Source organism: Pseudomonas sp. B21-041 (assembly GCF_024748675.1).
GTDB classification, from domain to species: domain Bacteria; phylum Pseudomonadota; class Gammaproteobacteria; order Pseudomonadales; family Pseudomonadaceae; genus Aquipseudomonas; species Aquipseudomonas neuropathica.
The window spans coordinates 4,535,373-4,562,259 of record NZ_CP087175.1 but is presented as its reverse complement, the minus strand read 5'-3'; the positions used below and the strand labels follow the sequence as shown (position 1 = coordinate 4,562,259).

22 protein-coding genes are annotated in these 26,887 nt (G+C 51.1%); all 22 read left to right on the top strand.

Annotated elements, in window-relative coordinates:
- Positions 1-5 precede the first annotated feature (5 nt).
- Positions 6-2,213, top strand: a complete 2,208-nt coding sequence (locus tag LOY43_RS20155) for a bifunctional prephenate dehydrogenase/3-phosphoshikimate 1-carboxyvinyltransferase (RefSeq protein WP_256587195.1) — start codon at positions 6-8, stop codon at positions 2,211-2,213.
- Entirely contained in the window at positions 2,210-2,899 is a 690-nt protein-coding gene (gene cmk / locus LOY43_RS20150; RefSeq protein WP_064391442.1) for a (d)CMP kinase, read from the top strand. Before LOY43_RS20155 ends, cmk begins: the two co-directional genes overlap by 4 nt.
- A 119-nt stretch (positions 2,900-3,018) precedes the next feature.
- Complete coding sequence (gene rpsA, locus LOY43_RS20145; RefSeq protein ID WP_093435292.1) at positions 3,019-4,704, top strand: 30S ribosomal protein S1; 1,686 nt, start codon at positions 3,019-3,021, stop codon at positions 4,702-4,704.
- 203 nt (positions 4,705-4,907) lie between these two features.
- Positions 4,908-5,186 carry a hypothetical protein gene (locus LOY43_RS20140; RefSeq protein ID WP_095048561.1) on the top strand — a complete coding sequence of 93 codons (279 nt, stop codon included), beginning with the start codon at positions 4,908-4,910 and terminating at the stop codon, positions 5,184-5,186.
- 152 nt (positions 5,187-5,338) lie between these two features.
- On the top strand, positions 5,339-5,635 hold the full coding sequence (gene ihfB / locus LOY43_RS20135) for an integration host factor subunit beta (RefSeq protein WP_003189779.1): 297 nt from the start codon (positions 5,339-5,341) through the stop codon (positions 5,633-5,635).
- A gap of 27 nt (positions 5,636-5,662) precedes the next feature.
- Positions 5,663-5,923 (top strand): lipopolysaccharide assembly protein LapA domain-containing protein, encoded by a 261-nt coding sequence (locus LOY43_RS20130; protein WP_095125174.1) that lies wholly within the window; start codon positions 5,663-5,665, stop codon positions 5,921-5,923.
- 203 nt (positions 5,924-6,126) lie between these two features.
- Positions 6,127-7,203 carry a dTDP-glucose 4,6-dehydratase gene (gene rfbB / locus LOY43_RS20125; protein ID WP_258708632.1) on the top strand — a complete coding sequence of 359 codons (1,077 nt, stop codon included), beginning with the start codon at positions 6,127-6,129 and terminating at the stop codon, positions 7,201-7,203.
- Complete coding sequence (gene rfbD / locus LOY43_RS20120) at positions 7,200-8,093, top strand: dTDP-4-dehydrorhamnose reductase (RefSeq protein WP_258708631.1); 894 nt, start codon at positions 7,200-7,202, stop codon at positions 8,091-8,093. The genes rfbB and rfbD overlap by 4 nt, the downstream gene beginning before the upstream one ends.
- Positions 8,090-8,986, top strand: a complete 897-nt coding sequence (gene rfbA, locus LOY43_RS20115; protein WP_220556680.1) for a glucose-1-phosphate thymidylyltransferase RfbA — start codon at positions 8,090-8,092, stop codon at positions 8,984-8,986. The genes rfbD and rfbA overlap by 4 nt, the downstream gene beginning before the upstream one ends.
- A gap of 437 nt (positions 8,987-9,423) precedes the next feature.
- Positions 9,424-10,866: a mannose-1-phosphate guanylyltransferase/mannose-6-phosphate isomerase gene (locus LOY43_RS20110; protein WP_258708630.1), complete on the top strand. Its 1,443-nt coding sequence runs from the start codon at positions 9,424-9,426 to the stop codon at positions 10,864-10,866.
- 126 nt (positions 10,867-10,992) lie between these two features.
- Entirely contained in the window at positions 10,993-12,363 is a 1,371-nt protein-coding gene (locus LOY43_RS20105) for a phosphomannomutase (RefSeq protein ID WP_281062961.1), read from the top strand.
- Entirely contained in the window at positions 12,360-13,154 is a 795-nt protein-coding gene (locus tag LOY43_RS20100) for an ABC transporter permease (RefSeq protein ID WP_258708629.1), read from the top strand. Before LOY43_RS20105 ends, LOY43_RS20100 begins: the two co-directional genes overlap by 4 nt.
- Complete coding sequence (locus LOY43_RS28730; protein ID WP_220556677.1) at positions 13,154-14,410, top strand: ABC transporter ATP-binding protein; 1,257 nt, start codon at positions 13,154-13,156, stop codon at positions 14,408-14,410. The genes LOY43_RS20100 and LOY43_RS28730 overlap by 1 nt, the downstream gene beginning before the upstream one ends.
- A 4-nt stretch (positions 14,411-14,414) precedes the next feature.
- Complete coding sequence (locus LOY43_RS20085) at positions 14,415-16,139, top strand: hypothetical protein (RefSeq protein ID WP_258708628.1); 1,725 nt, start codon at positions 14,415-14,417, stop codon at positions 16,137-16,139.
- Between the two features lie 9 nt (positions 16,140-16,148).
- Entirely contained in the window at positions 16,149-20,168 is a 4,020-nt protein-coding gene (locus tag LOY43_RS20080) for a glycosyltransferase (protein WP_258708627.1), read from the top strand.
- A gap of 313 nt (positions 20,169-20,481) precedes the next feature.
- A complete protein-coding gene (locus LOY43_RS20075) occupies positions 20,482-21,969 on the top strand; it encodes a hypothetical protein (protein ID WP_220556674.1) in 1,488 nt (495 codons plus the stop codon).
- The gene (locus LOY43_RS20070; protein WP_220556673.1) at positions 21,969-22,400 is read left to right on the top strand and encodes a GtrA family protein; all 432 of its coding nucleotides are present in this window, start codon (positions 21,969-21,971) and stop codon (positions 22,398-22,400) included. Before LOY43_RS20075 ends, LOY43_RS20070 begins: the two co-directional genes overlap by 1 nt.
- Positions 22,381-23,208 (top strand): glycosyltransferase family 2 protein, encoded by an 828-nt coding sequence (locus tag LOY43_RS20065; protein ID WP_122707322.1) that lies wholly within the window; start codon positions 22,381-22,383, stop codon positions 23,206-23,208. Before LOY43_RS20070 ends, LOY43_RS20065 begins: the two co-directional genes overlap by 20 nt.
- A 4-nt stretch (positions 23,209-23,212) precedes the next feature.
- Positions 23,213-24,085, top strand: coding sequence for a lysylphosphatidylglycerol synthase domain-containing protein (locus tag LOY43_RS20060; protein ID WP_163032979.1), 873 nt, complete (start codon positions 23,213-23,215; stop codon positions 24,083-24,085).
- Positions 24,078-25,550 (top strand): hypothetical protein, encoded by a 1,473-nt coding sequence (locus LOY43_RS20055; RefSeq protein WP_220556672.1) that lies wholly within the window; start codon positions 24,078-24,080, stop codon positions 25,548-25,550. The genes LOY43_RS20060 and LOY43_RS20055 overlap by 8 nt, the downstream gene beginning before the upstream one ends.
- A complete protein-coding gene (locus LOY43_RS20050; protein WP_241089713.1) occupies positions 25,534-25,932 on the top strand; it encodes a capsular biosynthesis protein in 399 nt (132 codons plus the stop codon). Before LOY43_RS20055 ends, LOY43_RS20050 begins: the two co-directional genes overlap by 17 nt.
- A 9-nt stretch (positions 25,933-25,941) precedes the next feature.
- Positions 25,942-26,694, top strand: a complete 753-nt coding sequence (locus tag LOY43_RS20045) for a glycosyltransferase family 2 protein (RefSeq protein ID WP_122707314.1) — start codon at positions 25,942-25,944, stop codon at positions 26,692-26,694.
- Positions 26,695-26,887 lie beyond the last annotated feature (193 nt).

The window sequence follows — 26,887 nt, the reverse complement described above, 5'->3', positions numbered from 1 at the left end:
CACCTATGATCGGGCGCCTTGTGGTGGTCGGTCTGGGGTTGATCGGTGGTTCGTTTGCCAAAGGCTTGCGTGAAAGTGGCATCTGCCGCGAAGTGGTCGGGGTCGATCTCGATCCGCAATCGCGCAAGCTGGCGGTCGAGTTGGGTGTGGTCGACCGTTGTGAAGATGATCTGGTGGTGGCCTGTCAGGGCGCTGACGTAATTCAGTTGGCGGTGCCGATTCTGGCCATGGAAAAAGTGCTCGCGCGTTTGGCGAGTATTGATCTGGGGGCGGCGATTCTGACTGATGTTGGCAGCGCCAAAGGCAATGTGGTGCGCGCGGCGACCGAGGCGTTTGGCGGCATGCCGGCGCGTTTCGTGCCGGGCCATCCGATTGCCGGCTCCGAGCAGAGCGGGGTGGAAGCCTCCAATGCCGAGCTGTTCCGTCGCCACAAAGTGATCCTCACGCCGCTTGAGCAAACCGACCCGGCCGCATTGGCTGTGGTCGATCGTCTGTGGCGCGAATTGGGTGCCGATGTCGAGCACATGCAAGTCGAGCGTCATGATGAAGTGCTGGCCGCGACCAGTCATCTGCCGCACCTGCTGGCCTTCGGTCTGGTCGATTCATTGGCCAAGCGCAATGAAAATCTTGAGATCTTCCGTTACGCTGCGGGCGGTTTCCGCGATTTCACAAGAATCGCCGGAAGCGACCCGGTGATGTGGCACGACATCTTCCTCGCCAACCGCGAGGCTGTCCTGCGCACACTCGATACATTTCGCAGCGACCTCGACGCTTTGCGCGACGCGGTCGATGCAGGGGATGGGCACCAATTGTTGGGCGTCTTCACGCGCGCCCGGGTTGCCCGCGAGCATTTCAGTAAAATCCTGGCCCGCAGGGCCTATGTGGACGCTATGAATTCCAACGATCTGATCTTCCTGGCTCAACCTGGTGGCCGCCTGTCCGGTCGGATTCGCGTACCGGGTGACAAATCCATTTCCCACCGTTCGATCATGCTCGGCTCGCTGGCCGAAGGTGTCACCGAAGTCGAAGGTTTCCTTGAGGGTGAAGACGCCCTGGCGACCTTGCAGGCATTCCGCGACATGGGCGTGGTCATCGAAGGCCCGCACCACGGCCGCGTGACCATTCACGGTGTCGGCCTGCACGGCCTGAAACCGGCGCCGGGCCCGATCTATCTGGGCAACTCCGGCACGTCGATGCGTCTGCTGTCCGGCCTGTTGGCTGCGCAAAACTTCGACAGTGTTTTGACGGGTGATGCCTCGCTTTCGAAGCGCCCGATGAACCGCGTGGCCAATCCGCTGCGCGAAATGGGCGCCGTGATCGAAACTGCTGCCGAAGGTCGTCCACCGATGACCATTCGTGGCGGGCATAAACTCAAAGGCCTGACTTACACCATGCCGATGGCCAGTGCTCAGGTGAAATCCTGCCTGCTGCTCGCCGGTCTGTACGCGGAAGGCAAGACCACAGTGACCGAGCCGGCACCTACCCGTGACCATACCGAACGCATGCTGCGTGGTTTTGGTTATTCGGTAAGCGTTGATGGCGCTACGGCATCGGTTGAGTCCGGTGGCAAGCTGACTGCGACCCATATTGAAGTGCCGGGCGACATCTCGTCGTCGGCGTTCTTCCTGGTCGCAGCGTCGATCGCTGAAGGTTCGGAACTGGTGCTTGAGCACGTCGGCATCAACCCGACCCGTACTGGCGTGATCGACATCCTGCGCCTGATGGGTGCTGACATCACCCTGGAAAACCAGCGTGAAGTCGGCGGCGAGCCTGTGGCTGACCTGCGCGTGCGGGCAGCTAAACTCAAAGGTATCGAGATTCCCGAAGAGCTGGTTCCGCTGGCCATCGACGAATTCCCGGTGCTGTTCGTGGCGGCTGCCTGCGCCGAAGGGCGTACCGTGCTGACTGGCGCTGAAGAGCTGCGGGTCAAGGAATCGGATCGTATCCAGGTGATGGCGGACGGTCTGTTGGCGCTGGGCGTGAAATGCCAGCCAACCCCGGACGGTATCATCATCGACGGCGGCCAGATCGGCGGCGGCGAAGTGCATGGTCACGGCGATCACCGTATCGCGATGGCTTTCAGTGTGGCCTCCCTGCGCGCCACCGCACCGATCCGCATCCATGATTGCGCCAACGTCGCGACGTCGTTCCCCAACTTCCTCGCGCTGTGCGGGCAGGTCGGCATTCGTGTGGCACAAGAGGCTCAGTCGTGAAAAACATTGCACCGGTCATCACCATTGATGGGCCAAGCGGCTCGGGCAAAGGCACCGTAGCCGGAATACTGGCCAAGCGTCTGGGCTGGAACCTGCTGGATTCCGGTGCGTTGTACCGCTTGCTGGCATTTGCTGCGCATAACCATGGTGTCGACCTGACCAATGAAGAGCTGCTGAAGAAGCTTGCCGCTCATCTGGATGTTCAGTTCATTGCGGCGACCGAAGGTCAGTTGCAACGGATCATTCTGGAAGGTGACGAAGTCAGCGATGTGATCCGCACCGAAAGCGTCGGCTCCGGCGCTTCGCAAGTGGCTGCATTGCCGGCCGTACGCGAGGCGCTGCTGCAGCGCCAGCGTGCTTTTCAGGAAGCGCCGGGTCTGGTGGCCGATGGTCGCGACATGGGCACGGTGGTTTTTCCGGATGCACCGCTGAAGATTTTCCTGACCGCCAGTGCCGAGGAGAGGGCGCGCCGTCGATATTTGCAGTTGAAGGGCAAAGTCGAGGGTGTTAGTCTGTCGAGTCTGCTAGATGAGATCCGTGCACGCGACGAGCGTGACACCCAGCGAGCGGTAGCCCCGCTTAAGCCGGCGGCTGACGCCATACAGCTGGATTCCACGGAGTTGTCCATCGATCAGGTGCTTGAACGCATCATGAGCGAGATCGCCATTCGCGATATCGCCGGGTGACCAAGAAGGCCGCAGGGGACCAGTCATAGTCCTGCGACGCTTCTTCTATATGAAACTAACCCACACCGTCTGGGGTGTGGAGATGGGCGTATCCTTCGCCCTCATTTACAGGAATTAAAATGAGCGAAAGCTTTGCGGAACTCTTTGAAGAAAGCCTAAAAACCCTGAACCTTCAGGCAGGCTCCATCATCACCGGTGTTATCGTTGATATCGATTACCAAGCTCGCTGGGTAACCGTTCACGCTGGCCTGAAGTCTGAAGCACTCATCCCGCTTGAGCAGTTCTACAACGACGCTGGCGATCTGACTATCAATGTCGGTGACGAAGTTCACGTTGCGCTGGACTCGGTTGAAGACGGTTTCGGTGAAACCAAGCTGTCCCGTGAAAAAGCCAAGCGCGCTGAATGCTGGATCGTTCTGGAAGCAGCCTTCGCAGCCGAGGAAGTGGTCAAGGGCGTTATCAACGGTAAGGTTAAAGGCGGCTTCACTGTCGACGTTAACGGCATCCGTGCGTTCCTGCCAGGTTCCCTGGTTGACGTCCGTCCAGTGCGCGACACCACGCACCTGGAAGGCAAAGAGCTGGAATTCAAGGTCATCAAGCTGGACCAGAAGCGCAACAACGTTGTCGTTTCCCGTCGCAGCGTCCTGGAAGCCGAGAACTCCGCCGAGCGTGAAGCTCTGCTGGAATCCCTGCAGGAAGGCCAGCAAGTCAAAGGTATCGTCAAAAACCTCACCGATTACGGCGCATTCGTCGATCTGGGTGGCGTGGACGGCCTGCTGCACATCACCGACATGGCTTGGAAGCGCATCAAGCATCCTTCCGAGATCGTCAACGTTGGTGACGAAATCGACGTTAAGGTTCTGAAATACGATCGCGAACGCAACCGTGTTTCCCTGGGCCTGAAGCAACTGGGCGAAGATCCATGGGTTGCTATCAAAGCCCGTTACCCAGAAAGCACTCGCGTTACCGCTCGTGTAACCAACCTGACCGACTACGGCTGCTTCGCTGAGCTGGAAGAAGGCGTTGAAGGTCTGGTACACGTTTCGGAAATGGACTGGACCAACAAGAACATCCACCCTTCGAAAGTCGTACAAGTCGGCGACGAAGTGGAAGTTATGGTTCTGGACATCGACGAAGAGCGTCGTCGTATCTCCCTGGGCATCAAGCAGTGCAAATCTAACCCATGGGAAGATTTCTCTGGCCAGTTCAACAAGGGCGATAAAATCTCCGGCACCATCAAGTCGATCACCGATTTCGGTATCTTCATTGGTCTGGACGGCGGCATCGACGGTCTGGTTCACCTGTCCGACATCTCCTGGAACGAAGTTGGCGAAGAAGCTGTTCGTCGTTTCAAGAAGGGCGACGAGCTGGACACCGTTATCCTGTCGGTTGACCCAGAGCGCGAGCGTATCTCCCTGGGTATCAAGCAACTGGAAAGCGATCCGTTCTCCGAGTACGTCTCGGTTAACGACAAAGGCGCAATCGTTACTGGCACCGTGAAAGAAGTTGACGCCAAAGGCGCCATCATCGTTCTGGCCGACGATATCGAAGCGACTCTGAAAGCCTCCGAAATCAGCCGTGACCGCGTTGAAGACGCGCGCAACGTTCTGAAAGAAGGTCAGGAAGTAGAAGCCAAGATCATCAGCGTTGATCGTAAGAGCCGTGTGATTCAGCTGTCGATCAAATCGAAAGACGATGCTGAAGAGAAAGAAGCTATCCAGAGCCTGAAAGAAGGTGAAGCTGCTGCTCCTGCCGATACCACTATGGCTGCACTGCTGCGTCAAGCAATGGCCAAACAGAACTAAGTTCTGCTTGATCATGAAAAAGGGCGACTTCGGTCGCCCTTTTTTGTGCCTGCGATTTAGTGCTCACGGCTTGTTTAGGGTTTTTGGTGAAACCAATCTTGCTTCCGGGTGGTCTGTTTCTTTAATCGGATCAATCGCCTATTCACGACTAAGCTTGATCTTAAGCGTGTAGCGGTCGGGCATTGCCTGGCATAAGGAAGTGGATGAACAAGTTTATTGTCCTCATGGCTGTGCTGGCTCTGGCTGGCTGTACGACCAGTGCCAAGACCCATGCCGTGCGTGGTGTCAGTGGTATAGAGGTCGACTGCTCTGGATTGGGCTCTGGCTGGGAGAAATGCCAGAAGCGCGCGGCGAAGGAGTGCAAGGGCGCGGGCTACAAAGTGATCACGAGGTCAGATGATGCCAAGGATGAAGATGAGTTTCCTTTTGGCTTCAACCCGGCGGGCTACGTGACGCGAACCATGCTGGTGATATGCCGTTAAGCATGCTGTGCCCTGTTTGTTGCTGTGATGCCCTGAAAACGGGCGTTTCGACGCGGAGGAAGATATGTCAATCCCTGGGCTGTTCAAAATCTTCCGGGCGTGCTAAAACCTTTCAAGCGCTGATCTAGCTGCTTGAAAAAGAAGGGAAAAATATGACGAAGTCGGAGTTGATCGAACGAATTGTCACCCATCAAGGGCTACTCTCATCCAAGGATGTGGAGCTGGCCATCAAGACCATGCTTGAACAAATGTCCCAGTGCCTCGCCACCGGTGATCGTATCGAGATCCGTGGGTTTGGCAGCTTCTCCCTGCATTACCGTGCTCCGCGTGTTGGCCGCAATCCAAAGACCGGTCAGTCGGTCAGTCTGGACGGTAAGTTCGTTCCGCATTTCAAGCCGGGTAAAGAATTGCGTGACCGGGTGAATGAGGAAGAGGAGGAGGGGGTTTGATCTTCGCTATTTTTCAAGGGGGCGCTGATGCGTAACCTCAAGCGCATACTTCTTGGCGTTTTTATTCTTTTACTGATTTTGGTGATTCTGGCGTTTGTTCTCGAGAATCAGCAGTCGGTTTCGTTATTGTTTCTGGGTTTGTCTGGGCCTCAGTTGCCGATTTCGTTGATCGTGGTTTTGGCTTTGCTTGTCGGGATGCTGATCGGGCCGGTGTTAGGCTGGTTTTTGGGGCGCTCATCAAGAGTCGCGAGTAGAAACAGGGCTGCGCGCAAGCATTTGACAGAGTGAAAGCCTCATATGCTTGCTTCCAGGCTTAGCTATATCCAATAGTAAAACGCCTATGAAGCTGTAAAATGCGATCCTCTTTTGGTTGTGAGGTTTTCACACCCATTCAGACTGAATTTGATAAAAGCTACGATTGGTAGCTTTTGCATTCGTGGATTGGACAGCGCTCCCGAATCGCTGTCAGCAGCTCAAAGGCATGGTACCGCGTGAAAATTCTAGTAACCGGCGGCGCCGGGTTTATCGGCTCAGCAGTTATCCGTCACATCATTTCCAATACCGGCGATTCTGTCGTTAACGTCGATAAGCTGACCTATGCCGGCAATCTGGAGTCTCTGGCTGATGTGAGTCAGAGCTCGCGCTATGCATTTGAGCACGTAGACATTTGTGATCGCGGTCAAATGGATCGAGTTCTGCGTGAGCACCAGCCTGACGCGATCATGCATTTGGCGGCAGAGTCGCACGTTGACCGCTCCATATCGGGTCCGTCGGAATTCATCCAGACCAACATCATTGGCACCTACACGCTTCTGGAATCAGCGCGTCATTACTGGAGCGGCCTGGAGCAAGGTCGTAAAGCCGTTTTTCGCTTTCATCATATCTCTACTGATGAAGTGTACGGCGATCTGGAAGGGCCTGAAGATCTGTTTACCGAAACCACGCCCTACCAGCCAAGTTCGCCTTACTCTGCCAGCAAGGCTAGCTCCGATCACCTAGTTCGCGCGTGGTCTCGCACCTATGGTCTGCCGACCCTGGTTACCAATTGTTCGAACAACTATGGTCCGTACCACTTTCCGGAAAAGCTGATTCCGCTAATCATACTTAACGCTCTGGAAGGCAAGGCGCTACCGGTTTACGGCAAGGGCGACCAGGTACGTGACTGGCTGTATGTGGAGGATCACGCTCGCGCGCTCTACAAAGTCGTCACCGATGGCGTCATCGGCGAGACTTACAACATTGGTGGCCACAACGAGAAACAAAATATCGAAGTAGTGCATGCTCTCTGCGCGCTGCTTGATGAGTTGCGCCCGGCTTCGCCTCATTGCCCCCATGCGAGTCTGATCACTTACGTGCAGGACCGCCCCGGTCATGATCAGCGTTACGCGATTGATGCAAGCAAGATACAGCAAGAGCTTGGTTGGGCGCCGGAAGAAACGTTTGATAGTGGTATCCGCAAAACGGTGGAGTGGTATCTGAACAATACTGAATGGGTCGCGCATGTGAAGAGCGGCAGCTATCAGCAGTGGATTGATCAGAACTACGCAGATCGTACGGGCAAGGCATGAAAATCCTTCTTCTGGGAAAAAACGGCCAGGTCGGTTGGGAGTTGCAGCGATCTCTCGCGCCCCTCGGTGAGTTGGTGGCACTGGATCGTCAAGTAACCGATGGCTTGTGCGGTGACCTGAGCAATATTGATGGGTTACGGGCAACTCTCCGCGCAATCAGGCCAGATGTCGTTGTCAATGCGGCTGCTTACACCGCAGTCGACAAGGCTGAGGTCGAGACTGAGCTGGCAGATCTTGTGAACGCGCGTGCTGTTGGAGTATTGGCGCAAGAGGTCAGAGCGCTTGGCGGGTGGCTGGTTCATTACTCGACAGATTATGTCTTCGATGGGCATGGATCTGCACCATGGCGGGAGAGTGACGCCGTGGCTCCGGTGAATCACTACGGTGCCAGCAAACTTGCGGGAGAGCGATTGATCATCGAATCCGGCTGCAAGCATCTTATTTTTCGCACCAGCTGGGTTTATGGCGCTCGTGGCAATAATTTCGCCAAAACCATGTTGCGTCTGGCAAAAGAGCGCGAAAGTCTGAGTGTCATCGCTGATCAGATCGGGGCGCCAACCGGTGCAGACCTGATTGCGGACATCAGTGCCTTGACCCTTCGACAGGTTTTTCTGCGTCCTGAATTGTCGGGTCTTTATCACTTGGCGGCCGCTGGCGAAGTCTCTTGGCATGGATATGCAACTCACGTGATTGACTTCGCCAAAGCGCATGGGGAAGAGCTCTGTGTGAAAGGCATCAATGCGATCGAAACGTCTGTCTACCCAACGCCAGCCTGTCGCCCACTGAACTCCCGGTTGAATACGGGAAAGCTGCGCGACAATTTTTCTTTGCACTTGCCGGATTGGCGCAGTGGCGTAACCCGAATGCTTACGGAAGTTCTCAATAAATGACCACGATAAATCGTAAAGGCATCATCCTCGCTGGCGGTTCGGGTACTCGTTTGCACCCGCTGACCCTTGGCGTGTCCAAGCAGATGCTGCCGATCTACGACAAGCCGATGATCTTCTATCCCTTGTCCGTGCTGATGTTGGCGGGGATGCGCGAAATTCTGATTATTTCCACGCCTGAAGATTTGCCGTGCTTTCAAAAGCTGTTGGGCGACGGTAGCCAATATGGCATCAAGCTGTGTTACGCCGAACAGCCAAGCCCGGACGGGCTGGCTCAGGCTTTCATTATCGGTGAGGAGTTCATCGGCGATGATCCGTGCTGTCTGATCCTGGGAGACAACATTTTCTACGGTCAGCACTTCTCGGACAACCTGCGTTCGGCCGGTCTGCAGGAGGACGGTGCAACTATCTTCGGATATCACGTATCCGATCCCGAGCGCTTTGGTGTGGTTGAGTTTGACGCTAATGGATCAGCATTGAGTATCGAGGAAAAGCCGATAGTGCCCAAGTCCAGCTACGCTGTGACAGGTCTATATTTCTACGATAATCAGGTTGTCGATATTGCCAAGAAGATCAAGCCGTCCGCGCGCGGCGAGCTCGAAATTACCGATGTCAATCTCGCTTATCTTCAACAGAAGTCGCTGAAGGTTGAAATGCTCGGTCGAGGCTTCGCATGGCTTGATACCGGTACGCATGATTCGCTGCTAGAGGCCAGTCACTTCGTGCATACCATCGAAAAGCGCCAGGGCTTGAAGGTCGCCTGCCTTGAAGAGATTGCTTACAGTAATGGCTGGATTGACATGGCGCAGTTGCGTGCTCAAGCCGAGCGTCTGAAGAAAACCGGCTATGGGCAGTACCTGGAGAAGCTTCTGGATTCCGCAGTGCGCGAGGGCTGACATTGTTGGCGCAGTAGCCATTTTTCGTAGAGATTGTGATGTGGTTACGCCGAGCCGGGTTGATGTCGGTTTGATATCGATCTTGTTCGGATGCTTTCAATTTTAAGGGCGTTTTTTTGTGCCTTCCGCCGGGAGGGAGTTATTAATGTCCAAGCACAAGCTGTAGAATGATCAGCAATCATACCGGTTCTTACGACTCGCGGTCGTGGGCGGGCAGCTTCGCCTCATTGGGTACGCCTCATAAAAGAAGCCCTGCCCAATCGTTGATCGGCAAGGATCCGGGTGTTGCGTATTGATTTGGATTTAGGCCGAGCGGCTGTTTTTTTCTTGCGGCTTGGGGCAAGTATTTGCGTCAGTCAGGACGCACAAATGACCGGAAATATAATTGAACCCGTTTCTGGAAGTATCCACTGGAGAGGGGACTAAGGATTGAGAGCATGGAACTGATTCCCGTAATTATGTCTGGCGGAGTGGGCAGCCGGTTGTGGCCTGTTTCTCGAGAAACCCATCCAAAGCCGTTCATGGCACTGCCAGATGGCCAGAATCTAATCCAGAAAACGTTCCTTCGTGCTTCGCGTCTGGAAGGTGTCGTGGAAGTTCTGACGGTGACCAACCGCGAACTCTTGTTCAAGACTGAAGATGAGTACAGCGCAGTCAATTCTGCCAAGCATGCTCAGGCTTTCATTCTTGAACCCTTTGGTCGCAATACAGCGGCGGCCGTTGCCGCAGCGGCACTTCAACTCGAATCCACCCACGGCCCCGATGCCCAGATGCTGGTGTTGGCTGCTGATCACCTGATCAAAGACGAAAAGGCTTTCGCTGCGGCCGTTTCCAGCGCCATGGCGCTGGCTGCCGACGGCTGGTTGGTAACGTTTGGTATTCAGCCAACCTACCCTGAGACTGGGTTCGGTTACATTGAAGCGCAGAAGGATGCCCCTCTTAAAGGTGGCTTGAAAGTCGCGCGTTTTGTCGAAAAGCCTAATCTTGAAACCGCTCAAAACTACGTCAGCGCGGGGAACTACTACTGGAACTCCGGGATGTTCTGCTTCCGTGTGGGCTCCGTCCTGGAAGAGCTTCGTCAGCATGCTCCGGATGTAGTCGAGGCGGTTAGCAAAACGATCGATAGCTCGCGTCTGACCTCGTCCGCCAAATACCGTTGCCTAGCCCTTGATGCCGAAGCATTCGCAGCGGTGCCGGATATTTCCATCGATTACGCGTTGATGGAGCGCTCTTCCAAAGTTGCGACTGTTCCCTGTGACATTGGTTGGAGTGATATCGGTTCGTGGAACGCTGTCAGCGAATTGACCGAGCCCGACGAGAACGGTAACCGCTTTGAGGGCGAGGTACTGTCCCATGAGTCGCGCAATAACTATGTCAACAGTGAAGACAGGTTGACTGCGCTTGTCGGCGTTGAGGACTTGCTGGTCATTGATACTCCCGACGCGGTGATGATTGCTCACAAGGATCACGCTCAAGACGTGAAGCATATTGTCAATCAGCTAAAGGCCTGCAGTCATACGGTACATTTGCTTCACCGTACGGTGCATCGTCCTTGGGGTACTTACACCACGCTGGAAAACGGCGAGCGTTTCAAGATCAAGCGCATTGTGGTCAAGCCAAAAGCTTCTCTTTCACTGCAAATGCATCACCACAGAAGTGAGCATTGGATCGTTGTGAGCGGTATGGCAATCGTGGTCAACGATCAGCAGGAGCTGATGCTGAACACCAATGAGTCCACGTTCATTCGCGCCGGCCACCAACATCGCCTGATGAACCCGGGAGTCATCGATCTGGTGCTGATCGAAGTGCAGAGTGGTGATTACCTGGGTGAAGACGACATCGTGCGTTTTGAAGATAACTATGGTCGTGTCGACAAATAACGACACTGAACCCGATGCGAGCCCTGCGCCTTGCAGGGTTCAAGCGCCAGTGACATCAAGCCTGGCGGTCCATTCTTGCCGTTGCCGCCTCAGGGCGGCATCGGACATTTCAGCTATGTGAGTAGAATGTATCCTCCTATCGTGACGCAGTGTTTCAAAGCCTATGACATTCGTGGTCAGGTTCCCGCTCAACTCAACGAAGATATTTCCTACCGCATTGGTCGCGCGCTCGTAGTTGAATTACGTGCGAAAAATTTCGTGGTTGGTCAGGATATGCGGCTTGAAAGTCCATCCTTGGCTGCAGCGCTGATGCGGGGCATTACCGAGGCCGGCGGCGATGTCATCGATATCGGGCTTTGCGGCACGGAGGAAGTTTACTTCGCCACAAGCCACTACAAAGTTGATGGCGGCGTGATGATTACCGCCAGCCACAATCCCAAAGGCTACAACGGGATGAAACTCGTCAAAGCAGAGTCTCGCCCTATCAGTGGTGACACGGGTCTTGATGCCATCCGCCAACGCGTCGAACAGGGTGACCTGGGTGACCTGGTGGCAGAAAAGGGGACAGTCCGTCAGGCGTTCGATAAGAGTGCCTACATCGACCATTTGCTGACTTACGTCGACATCAGCGCACTGAAACCTTTGAAAATCCTCGCAGACCCAGGTAATGGCGCAGCCGGCCCTGTACTCCAGGCGCTGGCCGCGCGACTACCTCTGAAGTTGCTGTTTATCAATGAAGAGCCTGATGGCACCTTCCCAAACGGCGTCCCAAATCCATTATTGCCTGAGAATCGCGAGTTGACGCGTGATGCACTACTGGCGAACCAGTGCGATATCGGACTGGCCTGGGATGGCGATTTTGACCGCTGCTTTTTCTTCGATGCGAATGGGCGTTTTATCGAGGGTTATTACCTGGTTGGCCTTTTGGCCGAAATGCTGCTCATAAAGCACCCTGGCAGCAAGATCATCCACGATCCTCGACTGACTTGGAACACCATCGAGCGCGTTGAGAAAGCGGGTGGTATCGCCGTGCAAAGTAAAACCGGCCATGCATTTATCAAGGAGCGTATGCGCGAGGAGGATGCAGTGTATGGCGGCGAAATGAGCGCTCACCACTACTTCCGTGATTTTGCGTACTGCGACAGCGGCATGATTCCGTGGTTGCTGGTAGCCGCTTTGATGTCGGCTAATGGAAAGAGCCTGGCTCAGTTAGTTGACGAACGAATTTCCGATTTTCCATGCAGCGGTGAAATCAATTATCGCGTTGATGATGTGCCGACGATTATTGAAAAAATACGCAAGGCCTATCTTCCGCTGAATCCAGCGATCGATATGACTGATGGCTTGAGCATGGACTTTGGTGACTGGCGTTTCAATCTTAGAGAGTCCAATACGGAATCTCTATTGCGACTGAACGTCGAATCTCGCGCCAATGAAGCCACGCTTTCATCGCAGCTTGCACTGCTTGAGGGGTTGATTTTAGGAGAGAACCAATGAGTTCTATGCTTAAAGCGCTCTGGAACTATCGCGGGTTTATCTCAGGAAGTGTCAAACGAGAGTTTCAGTCCAAATACAGAAATTCTTTGCTGGGTGCGTTGTGGACGATACTCAATCCGTTGGCGATGATTATCGTATATACCGTTATTTTCGCTGAGGTGATGAGAGCCAAGTTGCCGGGTGTCGAAGGCACCTTTGGATACAGTATCTACCTGTGCGCGGGGATACTTACTTGGGGGCTGTTTGCCGAACTGGTCGGGAGAAGTCAGACTGTTTTTCTCGATAATGCCAACTTGTTGAAGAAAATCAGTTTTCCACGGTTGTGCCTTCCAGTCGTGGTTGTCGCGAATGCCGGCATAAATTTCATCATCACATTCGGTCTTTTTACTGTTTTTCTAATCATTAGCGGTAATTTTCCTGGTTTGGCATTTCTTGCCTTGGTCCCGTTGCTGTTGATTCTGATCCTCTTTTCAATAGGGCTCGGCATTACATTGGGGGTGCTCAATGTGTTTTTCCGCGATGTCGGACAGTTCTTTGGGATCTTCATTACATTCTGGTTTTGGCTGACTCCCATCATCTATCCGATTACCGCGCTCTCCAAAGAGTTGCGCGTGTTTATTGACCTTAACCCGATGACCAGCCTTATGGCCGCCTTTCAAGGGGTTCTTGTTTCCGGTCAGTGGCCGCAATGGGAAACTTTGTGGCCGATCACCACCCTGGCGGTGTTTTTGTGTTTTGTGGGTATGCGTTTTTTCCGCAAGCACGCAGGCGAAATAGTGGACGAACTTTGATGGGTAGCATTACGGTTGTTGGACTGGGCAAAGCATACAAACAATATCGCACGCGTTGGGGGCGATTGGCTGAGTGGCTCATTCCCAAACTAAAGCCCCGACATACCCTTAAGTGGGTATTACAAGACATCAGCTTTTCTGTAAATGCAGGTGAGGCGGTAGGGATAATCGGGGTCAATGGTGCAGGCAAAAGCACGTTGCTGAAAATGATTACGGGCACTACCCAACCTACAACCGGGAGTGTAGACATAAATGGGCGAGTCGCCGCTCTGCTCGAGTTGGGTATGGGGTTTCACCCTGATTTTACGGGTAGACAGAATGCCTATATGGCCGGTCAGTTGCTTGGGCTTTCTCTGGAGGAGGTCTCTCTGCATATGTCGGAAATCGAGGCGTTCGCCGACATAGGTGATTACATTGATCAACCGGTGCGTGTGTATTCCAGCGGTATGCAGGTGAGGCTGGCATTTGCAGTGGCAACGGCAGTGCGTCCAGAGATTCTCATCGTCGATGAAGCCTTGTCGGTGGGGGACGTTGCTTTTCAGCGAAAGTGCTATCGACGGATTGAACAGTTTCGTGAAAAGGGCACAACTCTGCTTTTTGTGACTCACGATACTGAAACAGTTAAAAAAATCTGCGATAAAGCGCTCTTCCTTCAGAATGGAAGTGTCGCCGCTTTTGGTGCTGCGAAAGACGTATGCGATACCTACGAACAAGTTTTGTTCGGCGGTGGGAAGAAATCGGCTCTGCCAGTCGCAAAGAGTGTCGAGGCTGTGGTTGATCCCAGCTTGCTGAGTAGTTGTGAACTTTCTTATGGCGACGGCCGCGCGGTTGTTGAGTCGATATGGATGGAAAGCTCGGAGGGGCATCCTGCCAACGTTTTTGGCAGCAACGATAGTTTGATACTGAAGTATCGCGTTCGTTTTACCGAGGAGGTGACACAGATCGCCTTTGCCTTCATGGTCAAGACGCGTGATGGTATTGCGCTGTTTGGTATGGATACCGCGGATATGCCTGAAGTGAAAGGCAGAACCTTCAGTGCCGGCGAAACGCTCCTGCTAAAATTTGAATTTGGTAATTCATTTGCCCCCGGAACCTATTACGTGAACTGCGGTGTACGGGATGACACGGGTGATGTTGCTTTGTTTTTGCATCGCCGTATTGATGTTGTCCTGTTTCGCGTGCGAGCAGATGAGGGTACGTTTGCGAAAACTGGCGTTATAAATGTCCCAGCAAAATTCGAACTTGCTATGGAGTAAGAGGGTGAGCATTTTAAAGGATTCTAAAACCTGCCCTGTATTTGTTCACTCTTTGTTTCGGGCGGGAAGTACTTACATATTTAGTGTTTTTAGAAGCTCGAGCGCAGGCTACTGGTGTTATCAGGAACCGATGAGCGAGTTTGTCTTGTCTGCGCGCAACGAGCGTGAAAGCATGCTTGCTGCAGATGACAATCTGGCAAAAGTGCTGCGTCATCCGGATATGAAGGGGGCGTATTATTCCGAGTTGTATAGCGTATCTGACGAATGTATAACGAAGCTAGACGAGTCCTGCATCTATGATGGTTATTTTGCCACGACTCCAGAGCAGGCGGGCGTACCATACTTATCAGGTTTGATATCTTCGGCCAAAGGCAGACCACTTATACAAGAGTGTCGTACAAGCTCTCGTATCGGTGTGATCAAGAATGCATTGGGCGGTCGTCATATTTATCTCTGGCGAAATCCTTGGGATCAGTGGTGGTCTTACAAGGTGGATCACTACTTTGATGATGCAAATCAGATGTGTATCAATGGTGCGCATCACCCCGAAATTATTAATCGCTTGATTGACGAAATCGGATTCAACGGTTTGACGGAAGGGAACATTTTTCAGAAGTTTTCGTGGTTCTACCAGAACCGCTTGTCTCCGGAAAACAGTTACCTTGTTTTTTATGTGCTTTGGTTTCTAGGCTTGAAAGAAGGCCTGAAGCACTCTGAACTGCAGATCAATATTGATCGACTCAGCGACAGTTTAGAGTGCCGAAATGACATTACCCATGCTCTTAAGGAAATGGGTATCGACGGGCTCGATTTTTCTGAATGCTCAGTTCCTCAAGCCGTGTACGGTGCTAAAGACAAAGCTTTCTTCAACAGCGTTGAGCAACGGGCCCATGGTCTATTACTTCTATCAGGGACATCACAGACGCTTATTGATGAGGTTGTTGCGCTTCGTAAAGCAAGCGAGCCTCTGGTTTGGCAACGTGATTATAGAACCGATCCCGGCGCCAGTCTAATTCGGGATGCTGAAAGAGCGCGTGAATTAGTTCTCGGTTTTGAGAAGAGGGTGGTGGACGCGAGCGTTGATCATCAGCGGAAGTTACTTGGTGAGCACGAAAGATATAGCTCCATAGAAACAAGTTTGTTAGCCGAGACGGAAAAAGTAAGAGCACTTGACGCCAAGTGTTTGGAGTTTGCTGAAATCCTAGTCGAAGCTGAAACTAAAATATCGGAAGCGAACGCGGAGCGTCAGAAGGTCGAGGACAAACTCGTATTGAGGGAGGCTGAGTTTGATTGTGCGCATTTGGAGTCTAAAGCGTTAGTGTTCGAACTTGAAAGACAGATTAAAGAATTAATGACGAGTGCTTCATGGCGGCTAACCAGGCCGTTGCGAGTTTTGAACAAGCTGATAAAGGACCCAGGTACTAATTTGAAGGCTTCTCCATTATTGAAGATCAAGCACAAGCTAAAATCTTTCATTTCTCGTTTAATGCGAAAGGCAGTTGAAAATCCGAGAATCAAGGGTTGGGCTGTCGGTTTTCTTTCGCGTCGCCCGGTATTGAAGGCCCGGCTTAAACGGATTGCGTGGGGAATGCAACAGAGTCATGTTGGCGCCGTGAGTCCATCCAACACCACGGTAGACACGTCAACTTCATATGCACAGCTTTCAAGTTTTAAGAAAAAAGGGAACGGTGAAGAGTTGAAATCACCCCTTGAGTCTTTTTTCTACTGAGTATTTATTTTGAAAAAAATATTGGCATTTAGCTTTTTTCCTGCATTTACGCCTGTCTCGAATGGTGGTGAATCTAGGGTTTTTAATTTTTACAGGTCTCTGAGTCGTACGCATCAAGTTACCTTGTTGAGCTCAACTCACCAAGGCAGTGATGAAGAGCGTGTTTTTCATGGTGTCAACTTTATCGAGCGTAGAATTCCTAAGGATATCGCGTTTAATGAAGTCTGGGCTGCACTGTCCAAAGTTTCCGGGAAAGGTGATCTGTCAGGTCCTGCCCTTGCTGTGTGTGCCAAGTACCCAGGCGCTTTGCACGATGCTTATCTTGAAGAGTATGAGTCGGCGGATATAATTATCCATGACTTCCCATTTACCATCGACTATGACGTGTTTGCCGGTTTTGATAGTAAACTACGTGTTTATAACTCTCAGAATTGCGAAAGTATCCTCTATCGTTCCTTGCATAGCGATGCCGGATCGGATGATATTCCGAACTTGGTAATAGGGCTGGAAAAGAAGATACTTGAACTCTCGGATCTGGTTTTTTACTGCGGTGACGATGACCTCGTCGCATTCCGTGACTTGGCGCCAGCTGCGAAATTCGAAACTGTCTTTGTTCCTAACGGTATGACACCTGTTCGAACGGCGTCTTTGAAGGAAAATTCGAACTCAGGTTTTTCTACTGTTTTCATGGGCAGCGGCCATTTACCTAACCAGATAGCTGCGCTGACACTTGTTAATGAAATTGCGCCTCTAGTGCCAGAGGTGAAGTTCAATATTTTGGGTACATGCCTCCCTGAAGGTAAGTATCCCGCTAACGTCATCCGTCATGGTCGGGTGAGCGATACGCTGAAAGAGGAGTTGCTGGGGGCTAGCCACTTGGCATTGAATCCTATGTCCACTGGCAGTGGGTCCAATATTAAGGTGTTGGAGTATCTGGCTAGAGGTCTGCCGGTTCTTTCAACTGAGTTCGGTGTGAGGGGACTTTCTGGTCAGGAGGACGAGCATTTTCTCATCTCTTCACTGGAGTCGTTTGGTCAGGCCATTAGAGATGCAGCGAACTCTCCTGAGCGTCTCTCGTGTATAGGTCAGGCCGGACTATCATTTGTAAATGCCAACTATACATGGGATGCCATTGCTGAAAACGCTAGTAAAAAAATAGTAGATGTCTATCAACGCAATAAAGAAAATACTCCAAAGAATCTTGTAACGGTATTGAACGATTACAATTCTTTTGCGGGAATTGGCGGTGGTGCAACTAGGACGCGTGGATTATACGCCGCAGTTTCCGAGACGAGTACGGTTGTATTTTTATGCTTTTCCAGTGATCGTTTCTTGCAGGTAGATCGTCACAATGACAATACATTAGTCATCGCTGTTCCAAAAACTGCGGAGCATCTAGGAGAGTTACAATACGTCAATGCACAATCGCATATATCGTGCGACGACATCGTTGCCGGCCGACATTGCGCACTTAATCCTCTGCTGGTCAAAGTCTACCAGGCCTTGAGGGGGAACTCTCAGAGTGTTGTAATTGAGCATCCATTCATGGTGGAGTTACCAGTCGCACATGCTGACCGATTTGTTTACTCGTCCCAGAATAATGAATTGACGCTGAAAACGCGTCTATTGGAACACCATCCACTCAGGCACTCTTTGATAGATGATGTTGCTGAGTTTGAGCGTAAAGCCGTTGAACTTTCGGCGCTGACGATTGCTGTTTCTGACGATGATGCCGATAGTCTGCTCAGAAAGCGTCGTACAGCAGGGCCCGCGATAGTTGTACGCAATGGATCTGCGCCTGCAGCATTAGTAGATGCAGAAAATGCAAGTAAAATTCAGGCCGGTATTTCTGCCCGGTCCGCGGTTTTTCTTGGCTCCGCGCATATGCCCAATGTTGACTCCGCGAACTACATTGTTGAGCACATTGCTCCAAACTGCCCGGACGTCGAGTTCCATCTGATCGGCTCCGTGTGCAGCTCGATTAGTGGCAAGATGACTCGAAATGTTCATCTATGGGGTGTTTTGGATGATTCGGACAAGTCCGCAGTTATGCAGTCATGTTCCATTGCCATCAACCCCATGATGTCTGGCAGCGGTTCGAATGTGAAGTTGGCCGACTATCTTGCCAACGGATTATTTGTGGTGACGACGATTTTTGGGCAGCGAGGGTATCCTGACGTCATTCAAGATCATATCAATGTAGTGACGCTGGAGGATTTTCCCTCGGCGATAATGACTGCGCTGTCCGATGTGGAACTGCAAACACCCGAAGTAAGACTGTTACGTCAGTCCATATTTAATCGTTGCTTGTCCATGCAGGCGCTGGCGGCAGATTTTGTTTACGCGTTAAAAGGCCTTTCAGTCCCTAAGAAGCGTGTGCTCTTTGTAACTTATCGTTATACCTCTCCTGCCATGGGCGGTGCTGAGTTGATGGTTGAGCAACTGTTGAGGGCTCTTGGCAGAAATAACAACTTTCAAATTGATGTTGTTGCGCCTGAAGTCAGCTCGATGCACAGCAAATTCCGATTTGCGGAAGACTATCATTTCAACGCGAATGACAGTGCGTTCATCAATATGCACAACGTCAGATTTGCTCGCTTTCCTATTCAGCCATCAATGGGGCAATCCGCGACGCAGGGGCTGGAGCGTGCCTGGCAATTGCAACCGACATTCGAGCGTATCATCTCGGATTCTGTGAAAACGGGATTTGATCGCAGTGGCCTGACTTGGGGCTGGGCATTGCCGGAAGGTAAGGCAATAAAAGCCTCTCGCTGGGCGTATGCCACGTGTGGGTTGTATGTTGTGGAGGATACAGACGTTCGAATTGACGGCTTCGCCCACCAAAAGGCTTATGTGACGGTAATGGACGCTCAAGGGGTGATAATCCTGAGCTCGGAAGTTCAGGGGCAGTTTGTGTTGGCGTTTTCCGCTCCGGCAGGGGAGTTGGAAATAACAACATCAATTGGATCCTCTCGACATGAAGATCCTCGTCCTCTGGCATTTATGATGACAGCGTTGTATTTCAATAGCGTGCAGCTTGATATCTCCAAGCCGTCGCTGGTTAATTTGGCTACTGTCGATGCCGAGACGGCGTTTGAGGTGTTGGCGGACGCTGCCAAGGGGACTCGTGATCCCTTGAATGTTAAGCTAAGTGATATACGCGGTCCTTTCTCCGAAGCCCTTGAGAATTATGTTGAGTCTCAAGTAAGTAATTATGATTTGGTGATTACTCATAATCACGTATTTCGCCCGGCTGTTGTCGCGGTTGAAAGTGCCAAGCGGCACGGGGTGCCGGTAATTATCATACCTCACGCGCACTTAGATGATGATTTTTACCATTTTCCAGACATTAATGACGCGGCACGAGACGCTAGTCTGGTATTAGCTTCGCCTCTTGCTGCTTGCGAGTTTTATCGTCGCCGAGGGGGTAATGTCAGTTATCTGCCAGCCGGGATTGATACCAGTGAAATATTCCATCAAGACGACGTAGATGCCTTTCGAGCTGTCTTTTCGGTAGATCGCCCCTTTGTTTTAGTGTTGGGCAGAAAATCAGGCGCGAAGGGCTATAAAGACACGATTGCAGCCGTTGAAAAGTTAAATGCAAATGGTAAGAACTTACATGTAGTACTGATTGGACCTGACGATGACGGTGTGCCCGTGTTATCTGCCCATGCGAGCTACTTGGGCAAGCAGCCCAGGAATGTTGTTCGTGGAGCGCTCATGTCGTGTCTTTCATTGATTAACATGAGTAGTAGCGAGAGCTTCGGCATCGTGCTGTTGGAAGCTTGGTTGGCCGGTAAACCGGTAATTGCGAACAGTGCTTGTGCAGCTTTTCATGATATGGCGATTGATGGTGTCAATGCCGTATTGACGGAGCGCGAAGGATTAGAAGAGGCAATCACTCGATTGATTCGAGATCCTGCATTGTGCGCGACACTGGCGGAGAACGGACAACGCATTACTCATGAGTATGACTGGTCGGTTATCGGTGATCGTTTTATCACCACATGCAACGAGCTTCTGATATAGCGTTCGAGTTTATATATTGGTTTTTTGCGAGGAGCAGGCTTTGAGTTTACTTATAAGTCGTTCCTCGAATTGTTAGAGGGAATTGATTCTATAAAGGTCGCATGCTACTTGGTCGACGGAGAAGGAAATATGGTCGGTATTGAAAGTGATTCTTTGAAAGTGGCTGTGACTTTATTGGTGGGTGATTTGAGGCTCTATTGGCTTGGGGGATCGAAGGTTCAAGTGGCATATTTGCATAACGTTGATGGCGTCTGTTTTTTACCGGCTGCCAATCACAGAGATGCAATAAGTTTAGGCGCGAGGGGGCAGCGTTTTGAATAGCAATGATTTTGGCGTGAGGCCATTGAAGTGGCTCGCATTGGTCCTTGTAATATTGGCTTGCGTGTTTTACGTGGTTTACCTTGGTCACGCGATTCTAAGTGAAAGAGTCTTGTACGCTGACGGTTCGAATTTTTTTGTGCAACTGTTGAGTCAGAATAAGGTATGGCCAGTTGCCGATGATCCAAAGCACATACGGTTGTTTGCGAATATAGTAAATCAACTTCCTGTTGCTATTGCTATTAAGTTAGGAGTGGAAAACCTAGGCTGGTTGAGGTTCCTGTTTGGTGCTGGAACGTTTTTGGGGCCGGTGTTTGTTTATTTTTTCTGTTTTTTATTGAGTCGTCGGGCAAATGACTATCGCGTTTTTTTCTTTGCTCTAGCAAGTCTGGTTACGTGCGCGATTCCATCCGATATATTTATTCTTAATCAGTCTTTTATATCTTTGGCGTTTGCTTGGTTGCTGATTCATTATTTGCTGTTGAAGATAAATTTTCGATGGTTTGACTGGCTAGTGATAGCTATTGTTTCTTTGATATTGTTCAGAGGGCATGAAAATCTGGTTCTTTGGGGCGGCAGTATATTTTTTGGCGCGCTGACTGCATTCTGGTTCGGCGGAACAGGCGGTAATTTTTGTAAAAATTTACACCTCTATGTACTTGGCGCTGTCGGCCTAGCCCAGTCGCTGTTTGTTCTATATTGGCAGTTTAGTCATCCGGTTGGTCAGGAAACAAATGCCTTTCTAGAGCTTGTCAATTTTGCAATGCCGCGGGAAATGTGGGTAGGCAATACTAGAATAAGTCTATTGGCAACTGTTCTACTTATTGTTGCTGGGCTTTACGGATGGATAGCTCGTAGCATAAGCGCGGGCGGCGGAGCAATTTTTTTGCTGGTCTTTTTAATATTTTTGTCGTTGTCGGGTCTTGCGGTGTATGCCGGGGTTTCAGCAATACAGGATTTCAATCTGACTGATCCGCGCAGAGAGTTTAATTATCGGTTTCTGATGACTATCGGATCCACGGGATGGATGCTCTCTTCAATTATATTTGTGCGTGCAAAAGTTAATTTTGATGTGCGTGGTGCTTATTTTGCGATTGTCGCGCTCTCAGTCAGCCTGTTGTCCGCGTCGCTCTGGCAGGTCTCCAATAGTATACAATGGCTCGAATTCAAGAATGCCGCTCTGCACGAGCTTAGTGTGGCGCCAGGGCCAATTTTACAGCCTGAGTCAGTGAGAGAAATACTGATTTCGGAGCAGCGGGAGTATGCTTATAAGTATCGTTGGGTCTGGACGTGGCCAGTATTCGGTATGAGCTTACAGAAAGATGGTCGGGTCGTTAAAATATTTAGGCCGGAAGGCTTTGATGATTATTTCAAACCTCCCAAAAAGATTCCTTTTGTTCCGCTTTCGGGCGGCGAATATGGTAGCGAAGGACCCGGGTTGTATTCATTTGACGGTTTTCAGGCCGCTGGAAAAAATAAATAATGAAGTTGTTTCTAGGGTTCTTACTGGTGTCTGGAGTCGGGTGGATTCTTGATCTGCTTTCCTATACGACTTTGACCCAGGCTTTTGATGTGTCACCTGCCTTTGCGAATTTCGCATCATCCATGGTCGGTGTTACATACGTATGGTTGATTGCGCTAAATCGGGTTTTCAAACAAGGTGGGCACGGAAAATATATTTTTCTACCGATCTATTGGACTTATCAAGCGGTGTCTATCTTAGGGTATTCGATGCTGATTTCCATCGTCGTTGTAAAACTGGTAGATTTTGGGATTGATCAGGTACTGCCACTGCCAGCGGCTGTTCTGGCGAAGCTAATGGTCACGCCCGTTAATTTATTGACGAATTTCCTGTTTATGACTGTTCTTACGAAATTTATGAGTACTGACTCCGATGGCCAAGTCCGAAGCTAATCCGAAAATCCTGGTTTTCATCCCTGCCTATCGCTGTGAAACGCAGATTACTCGCGTTATCGATCAGTTTGATGAGAGCGTACAGGCTAGGATCGATACCGTTATGGTTGTTGATAACCGCTCGCCTGACGGTACCCTGGAGGCTGCCATTGAGCGCGGCAAATTGGTCCTAAAGAATTGTAATTTCATCGCTTGGTGTAACGATGACAACTATGGTCTGGGAGGATCGCACAAAGCAGCCTTTCGCTATGCAGTAGATAATGGGTTTGACTACCTTGTTGTGCTGCATGGCGACGACCAGGCCGATATTCGTGATTTGATGCCTCAGCTCGAATCAGAGTTGGATAAAGGTGTTGATTGCTTGTTAGGTGCACGTTTCATGCGTGGTAGCCGTTTGAAAGGATATTCCTGGTTCCGTACATTCGGTAATCGGGTTTATAACGCACTGTTTTCCATGGTCACAATGCGTGCTATTTATGATTTGGGATCTGGATTGAACCTTTATCGTGTGGCGGCGTATCGTGACTTCTACTACAAAGCATTTCCTGACGACTTGACGTTCAATTATGTGATGCTGTTGGCAAGCTATCAGCGCAAGCAAGTAGTGCGTTTTTTCCCCATCAGTTGGAGAGAAGACGACCAGATATCGAACGTCAGATTGTTCCGTCAAGCATTTAAAGTCTTGAGGTTGCTTGCGGGATTTGGCATGCGCCGCGATAGCTTTGTTTCTACAGAACTGCGCTCTCGGGCATTTGATTCTTACACGGGGCAAATTCGCTATAGCCAAGGCTCAGCTTCCAATGAGTAAAAGCTTGAAGGTCTACTTCGGACTGCTGCTGATCGTGGTGATGGGTTGGCTGTGGTTACGTGCGCCGGATATCGCCAGTTTTGGTCGTGAGACACAGTGGGCTGGTCTGGTGGGTATTACTCTGCTTTATCTCGGCTCACATGTATTGCGTATGCTGCGCCTGGTGCTGTTGACGCTTGATGATCGCGATAAGGCGTTTCCTCTGGTTGCGGCGCATACATTGACAGCTTTTCCAAGTAGCTTTCTGCCATTCAAGCTGGGCGAGATTTTACGCCTTGCTTCCTTTTTTCATGTGTACGGGAAACGGCAGAAGGCGCTGGCGGTATGGTTGGCGGAGCGCTTTGGAGATGTAGTGGTGATCTCCGCCTTTATTCTGGGGTTGTACATTTTTAATATTCAAGTCGTGCCCGCAATGCGCACTGTCTTTGTATTATTTGTACTGGCCAGTGGTTTGAGTCTGTTGGGGTTCTTCGCTGTTGCTAAGATCTTTGTATATTTGAATCGTCATCTTGTACTGACTAGCTACACGCCGCGCGGACTGACCGTGCTACGCGCGAGCCAAGTATTACGCAGGCTTGAAGTCGCGATCTATAAGTCCGTCGAGGGGCGTGTGTCAGGTTTCCTGCTGCTCTCTGTACTTATCTGGTCTGTCGAGATTCTGGCGTTGTCTTTATTTATTAACCAGCTTGGGATCGGAGATCCGGATCTCGCGGCGCTGTTCACCTCCGGTTTGCTGGCGAGCTTACCCGGCGGCGGGGGAGTCTCGAATGCCTTCGGTCTCTACCAGTCGCTGGGTCTGGTGGCGTTGACATTGGTATTTCTGCTCGTCGTTTCGTTGCCGGCGCGCTCCAAAATTCTAAGGACCCGAGATGTCTGAAGCATATACCAAACTATTGCTTATCCTTGATGATCGCGAGTTCGCCTTCGGTGAAGTGCGCAGCTTGGTTGGCTCCCGCCGATTCGGTGATATCGTCTTCAAGCGCCGACCACTGATCGAACATTTCCTTACCGCGCTGCCGGCGTGGAGTCGATCACGTGTGATTCGTTTGCAGAATGAAGATGATCTTGTCGCGCTGCGCTCTACACTGGAAGCGTGTAGTGAGGATACATCTGTCTGCGTTATCGCCGGGCGTGCCGGCTTTTCACAACCTGAACGCCTCACCCAGTTGATAGAGCGCCTGCCGTATGCTGAAGAGGACTTTACCGATACGTTGTACAAACCGATGCTGGTATTTCTGCGCAATGCCCACATGTTGGTCGACCAATGGTCGGCGTTTCTGGCGGCACCTCTTCATACATGGGATAGGGCGTGGCAGGGCGCTCAGCGTTTGCAGTCGGTCGAACCCCTGGATTTAGGCAAGATCCGCGATTTCCTTTCTTACACCAGCGGTTCTACAGCAACGCGCCATTTCAACGAAATGCAAATGGACGCGTATTACTACACGAAGCGATCCACTGACAAGACCAAGATGCGCGCGGAGTATTCCTTTTATAGCCTCGCTCCCGAAGGCATGCGGCCTTGGCTGATACAGCCTTTTGATTTTCAGGATGATGGTGATCGCGCATCTTACAAAATGCTGCGTTATTACTTGGCAGATACTGCTTTGCAATGGGTTCACGGCGCTTTTGAGCCCGATACGTTCACTTCTTTTGTTGACCGTCTGCTGTTTTTTCTCGCGGAGCGCTCAAGACAAACCTGCACTAAGGAGCAGTCGGCTGCCACGGCGCGAGAACTGTTCGTTAATAAACTTGAAAAACGGGTTGAGCAGTTTCTTGCGATGGAGGAGGGACAGCGGATCAATCGTTTGGCTGCTAGCGCTACTCCTGAACTGGATGTTTCACGCCAGCTAGAGCGTTTTGTGAAGCTCTACAAACGCTTCGAGAAAGGATTTGCATTTGATTACCGTGTGGTCGGGCACGGTGACCCTTGCTTCTCCAATATACTTTATGATCAACAACGCTATCTGCTAAAGCTGATCGACCCTAAAGGGGCGCTGACGGAGGAGGGGCTGTGGACACACCCTTTGTATGATCTGTGCAAGGTGTCGCACAGCGCATTGGGCGACTACGATTTTATTAACAATGGTCTCTACAATGTAGGTTTCACCGACAGTAATCAGTTGTTGCTGAGTTTTAAACACACCAATCACGCCGTCCTGAAACCTGTCTTTGTTCAGCGAGTCAAGGCGGCAGGCCACGACGTTCGCGTCATGCGTCTGGGCGAAGCATCATTGTTTTTGTCGATGCTGCCGCTGCACATAGATTATCCAAACAAGGTGATTGCTTTCCTGCTGAACGCTCACCACATACTCAATGAGGTTGAAAGTGAATCAAGAGTTTGAGAGCGTCGACGGTGTATTGGTCGTTGATATTGACGGCACGCTGTGTGGAATTAAAACGGCGAATCAGTCGTACGCAGATCTGATTCCCGATCAGGCCATGCTGGCTAAACTTCGCGAATACCAGGCTAAAGGTTATCGAATCTTACTGTTCACTGCGCGTAATATGAACACTTATAAGGGTAATCTGGCGCTTATTAATAAACATACTGCACCAGTTCTTCTCGAGTGGCTCGCTAAGTGGGAAGTTCCTTACGACGAAATTCTGTTTGGCAAGCCTTGGCCGAGAAAACGCGGCTTCTATATTGATGATCGATCTGTGCGCCCGGACGAGTTCCTCAACATGACCGAAGAAGAAATCCATAAATTGCTGGGGCAGGAGTAGGAGTCTGAGATGTCGGTGAATATTGTTATTACTATGGCGGGCCGCGGATCGCGCTTCTATGAGGCTGGATATACGGTACCAAAGTATGAAATCCCCGCGCACGGCAAAAGTCTGTTCGATTGGTCGATGCTTTCTTTACGGAATTTTCTTACAACCGATTGCCGTGTGATCTTTGTATGCCTTGAAGAAAATAACTCGGCTGATTACGTTCGCAGGCAGAGCGAGGCAATGGGGCTTCGTGATGTGCACGTTATCGAGATTGGGCAGGTAACTGATGGCCAAGCGACAAGTGCGTATCTGGCACGTGAATTCTGGCGGCCGGAGGATCCTCTGCTTATTTATAATATCGATACGTACGTTAATCCACGCGCCTTGCTCCCAGAGTCTATTCGTGAGGGTGCTGATGGATGGGTTCCGTGCTTCCAGGTTCCGGGCGATCATTGGAGTTTCGTAAAATTGGGCGATGATCAGTGGGCTACCGATTTGGCTGAAAAGCAGCGTATTTCGGATTTCGCATCAATCGGTCTGTACTGGTTTTCACGAGCTGAAGACTATGAGAAAGCCTATGACCGTTTCTTTGCTGACTCCCAAAATCTTGTTCGCGGCGAGCGTTACATTGCGCCACTTTATCGACAACTGATTGCCGAAGGCCGGAAAATTTCTATAACTGATCTTGCTGTTAATGACGTCCATGTATTAGGTACACCGGCGGAATTGAATGCATTTCTCGAACTGAACCAAGAAGATTTGCTTGTCAATTGATTGATGCGCGTTGAAATTGGCCAGCTAAAGTAAGTTCCCGTATTCGGCGAGTGCATTACAAAATGTTACCCGCCGGGTCGTCTCGAGTGACGCTCGGCGCCCACCTTTCAATCGATCAGTGGTACGACGGGGTTATCCTCTATTGTCTTGGAGATCTTGGCGGTGGGTTGGAGCGGGGTGAAAGGTCGCTTCC

Bases quoted from the DNA above. Each gene is read 5' to 3' on its own strand.
- LOY43_RS20155 (WP_256587195.1), top strand. From the start codon at position 6: ATGATCGGGCGCCTTGTGGTGGTCGGTCTGGGGTTGATCGGTGGTTCG.
- rpsA (WP_093435292.1), top strand. From the start codon at position 3,019: ATGAGCGAAAGCTTTGCGGAACTCTTTGAAGAAAGCCTAAAAACCCTG.
- LOY43_RS20140 (WP_095048561.1), top strand. From the start codon at position 4,908: ATGAACAAGTTTATTGTCCTCATGGCTGTGCTGGCTCTGGCTGGCTGT.
- ihfB (WP_003189779.1), top strand. From the start codon at position 5,339: ATGACGAAGTCGGAGTTGATCGAACGAATTGTCACCCATCAAGGGCTA.
- LOY43_RS20130 (WP_095125174.1), top strand. From the start codon at position 5,663: ATGCGTAACCTCAAGCGCATACTTCTTGGCGTTTTTATTCTTTTACTG.
- rfbD (WP_258708631.1), top strand. From the start codon at position 7,200: ATGAAAATCCTTCTTCTGGGAAAAAACGGCCAGGTCGGTTGGGAGTTG.
- rfbA (WP_220556680.1), top strand. From the start codon at position 8,090: ATGACCACGATAAATCGTAAAGGCATCATCCTCGCTGGCGGTTCGGGT.
- LOY43_RS20110 (WP_258708630.1), top strand. From the start codon at position 9,424: ATGGAACTGATTCCCGTAATTATGTCTGGCGGAGTGGGCAGCCGGTTG.
- LOY43_RS20105 (WP_281062961.1), top strand. From the start codon at position 10,993: ATGTATCCTCCTATCGTGACGCAGTGTTTCAAAGCCTATGACATTCGT.
- LOY43_RS20100 (WP_258708629.1), top strand. From the start codon at position 12,360: ATGAGTTCTATGCTTAAAGCGCTCTGGAACTATCGCGGGTTTATCTCA.
- LOY43_RS28730 (WP_220556677.1), top strand. From the start codon at position 13,154: ATGGGTAGCATTACGGTTGTTGGACTGGGCAAAGCATACAAACAATAT.
- LOY43_RS20070 (WP_220556673.1), top strand. From the start codon at position 21,969: ATGAAGTTGTTTCTAGGGTTCTTACTGGTGTCTGGAGTCGGGTGGATT.
- LOY43_RS20065 (WP_122707322.1), top strand. From the start codon at position 22,381: ATGGCCAAGTCCGAAGCTAATCCGAAAATCCTGGTTTTCATCCCTGCC.
- LOY43_RS20055 (WP_220556672.1), top strand. From the start codon at position 24,078: ATGTCTGAAGCATATACCAAACTATTGCTTATCCTTGATGATCGCGAG.
- LOY43_RS20045 (WP_122707314.1), top strand. From the start codon at position 25,942: ATGTCGGTGAATATTGTTATTACTATGGCGGGCCGCGGATCGCGCTTC.